Source organism: uncultured Faecalicoccus sp. (assembly GCF_944325745.1).
Lineage (GTDB): Bacteria > Bacillota_I > Bacilli_A > Erysipelotrichales > Erysipelotrichaceae > Faecalicoccus.
In genome coordinates, this window is record NZ_CALVBG010000099.1 from 1 (window position 1) to 2,792 (window position 2,792).

Below are 2,792 nucleotides of genomic sequence, written 5' to 3' on the forward strand. Positions count from 1 at the left end.
AAGACAAGATCTAGAATAGTCAAGCTCTGAGGGATCAGGGCTTTTCTTTTGGTGTATCGTTCGACATTTATAGTGTTCAAAGTTTTGCGGAAATTGGAGCTTTTTAGATTGGATGTTTTTCGATTTTTGACCCAGTTTATGGATTTACCCATAAATATGCTTATTTCTTTGATGGAAAAGGATAAGCCGATATCGAAAAAAAGCTTAATCATAATATGATCTTGATGAAGGCATAAAAAAACGAACAGAAGTTTTTCTGTCCGTTATCAACAAATTGGTGCGGGCGAAGGGACTCGAACCCCCACGCCGAAGGCGCCAGATCCTAAGTCTGGTGCGTCTGCCAATTTCGCCACGCCCGCAAGACTGCCTTAATATAATAGCGTACCTTGCGAAAAAAATCAATGTAAAACTGTCGGTTTATGTTTCATTTCGATCTGCTCTTGTAAATAGAGTTCGACTTCATGCAGGAGCTCGTCCGTGAGCTCGATATCTCCAATCATGATGGGGCCATCGTGATTGCGATCCAATACAAAGTGAATCTCCGGTAAAGCGCGGATCTTATCAGTGCCGACAAGGTTCTCATATTTTTCCAGCTGCTCTAAGATGGGCTGGGCGATTTGTTTGATCAATTCATCGTTTTTCATATTTTCATTATAAACATCCAGTTTTCCTTTGACAAGCAAGTGACTCTTATCTTTATTTTGCTCATGGGATTTGTTATGATATACGCAAATGGAGGAATACCATGGATAAGAAAAATCACCAGCCAAACAAAGGGGAAATCGATGATTTCGCCAAGGCTTTATTAAATAAAAAAACCGATATGGCAATTTATGCCGATGCCGAGAAAAAAGAAGAAGCGAATGCGGATCAAAGTGCAATTGACCGCAAAGAAGCAGAACAGACACTGTCATCGGCTTTGGATCTTTTGCGTAAAGAAAGAGGCCAGTCTACGATCGAGGAAGAAGAAAAAAGATTCTATTATTCCCAATTGGAAGAAAACGATGGTTGGGAAGAAGAGGATGATGATTTTACCACTTCCTCCATCGAAGATCTGAAGACCCAGTCTTTTGATGTGGAAAGCGTAGCCAAGGCTTTAAGCGACTATGATCAAAATCAGGAAGTAAAAGCCAAGCTGAAAGTGGATTTGAACAAATCCAATGCCAAAGGCATAGCTCATCAAGAGCAAAGTCAAAGCGAAAAGAAAACTCAACCGAAAAAGAAATCCCGCAAGATTTGGCCATGGATCGTGTTAGTGGTCGTCTTGGGCCTAGGTTGTTTAGGCGGTTATGCCTACAAAGTCTATGTCTGGAATCCGGCCCATATTGTAACGGAAGAGATGGAAGAAGCATACGATCGCCTGGTTGCGTATGCGGATGAATATGGCAGTGATCTGGATAGTTCTGCGACGTTGATGTCTGATTCGGAACGCCTGGAACTCTTGAACATGAAAGAGGACTATGAAATGCTCAACGAGACCCAGAAGACATCGATCAATGAGTATTTCCAGGAACAGACTAAGATGACCTATCTGGACTTGGTGGATGAATTGGAATCATTCCAGGAACAAGTTTCGGATCCGAAAAACGAAAGTTATAAAACCATCTCCGATCTTTTAAGCAAGTGGAGTTCTTTGACAGCCAGTCAACAATATCAGATCATCGATCTGGAATCCGGCTATCAGGATCTGCCAAAAGTTTTACAAGATCGCATCGATGAACTGGCTTCTTCCAACGCGAATACCACATTTGAAAAACTGGTGAGCCAGCTTCGCGAATCTCGGGATGCCTCTGCGCAGCAGCAACAGCAGCAGCTGTCCAGCCTGCAGTCGCAACTTTCCAGTCTTCAAAGTCAATTGGCAACGAACCAACAATATGCCAACACCTTGGAAGCTGAGCTGCAGACGGCCCAGGAATCCGGGGACAGCGAGGCGATTGCGGATATCAATACGGCGATCACTTCGAACAACGATTCGATGGACAATTTAGAAAAACAAATCGCAACGATCCAGTCCCAGATTGATCAACTCAACCAATAAGAGCGTTTCGGCGCTCTTTTTTCATCGTCGATATTTTGATTTTGTGGTGTACATTTTGAAAAAGTATGGTATTATTATTGAGCAGTTGCCGACATAGCACAGTTGGTAGTGCAACGCACTCGTAACGCGTAGGTCGCAAGTTCGAGTCTTGCTGTCGGCACCAGTGGAATCAAAAATGTCTGAGCGATCAGGCATTTTTTTATAGGAGATTTTTTGTGAAAAAGAGAAAAATGATCAAGATCCGCTTTTCTTTGGTGTTGGTGCTTTGTCTAGGTACGATTCTGGCTTTTGTTTTAGGGATCGGGCTTCTTTCCGGGACCTTTGTCCAAGAGAAAATCGTTACCCAAACAAAGAAAGTGAAACAAATCAGCCCCAATAATGTATTCTTAGGAGACTCTTTGACCGATTATTTTGATCTGGATGCTGCCTTTGCGGATTATTCTGTCGTAAACAGCGGGATTGCCGGCAATACAACCGAGAATGTGTTGGCCGACCTGACCCATCGCGTTTCAATCTTTAATCCATCGCAAGTCTTTGTCTGGCTGGGAACCAATGATCTAAGAGATGGAAAAACGCCGGAGCAGACCCTAGAGTCGCTTCAAACCATCATCGATCAGATCCAAACCGAACGTTCCATGGCCAAAATCACTTTGATCAGTTTGATTCCAGTCAATTCCCAGGTCGATCCGTACACAGTAGGACTGCGCTCCAATGATCAGATCCAAAAGGTCAATCAAGGTTTGCGTGAAACCGC

3 protein-coding genes and 2 tRNA genes are annotated in these 2,792 nt (G+C 43.3%); 3 read left to right on the forward strand and 2 right to left on the reverse strand.

Annotated elements, in window-relative coordinates:
- Window positions 1-275 precede the first annotated feature (275 nt).
- Together Q0J48_RS06970 and Q0J48_RS06975 are read right to left on the reverse strand one after the other, a co-directional pair.
- Window positions 276-359, reverse strand: a tRNA-Leu gene (locus Q0J48_RS06970).
- Window positions 360-398: 39 nt separating this feature from the next.
- Entirely contained in the window at window positions 399-683 is a 285-nt protein-coding gene (locus Q0J48_RS06975; RefSeq protein ID WP_296242767.1) for a hypothetical protein, read from the reverse strand.
- A gap of 62 nt (window positions 684-745) precedes the next feature.
- Between Q0J48_RS06975 and Q0J48_RS06980 the strand changes: the two genes are divergently transcribed.
- The 3 genes from Q0J48_RS06980 to Q0J48_RS06990 all read left to right on the forward strand — a co-directional run.
- Entirely contained in the window at window positions 746-2,038 is a 1,293-nt protein-coding gene (locus tag Q0J48_RS06980; RefSeq protein WP_296242768.1) for a hypothetical protein, read from the forward strand.
- 87 nt (window positions 2,039-2,125) lie between these two features.
- A tRNA-Thr gene (locus Q0J48_RS06985) sits at window positions 2,126-2,201 on the forward strand.
- 52 nt (window positions 2,202-2,253) lie between these two features.
- The coding region (locus Q0J48_RS06990; RefSeq protein WP_296242769.1) for a GDSL-type esterase/lipase family protein at window positions 2,254-2,792 on the forward strand (539 nt) is incomplete at its 3' end.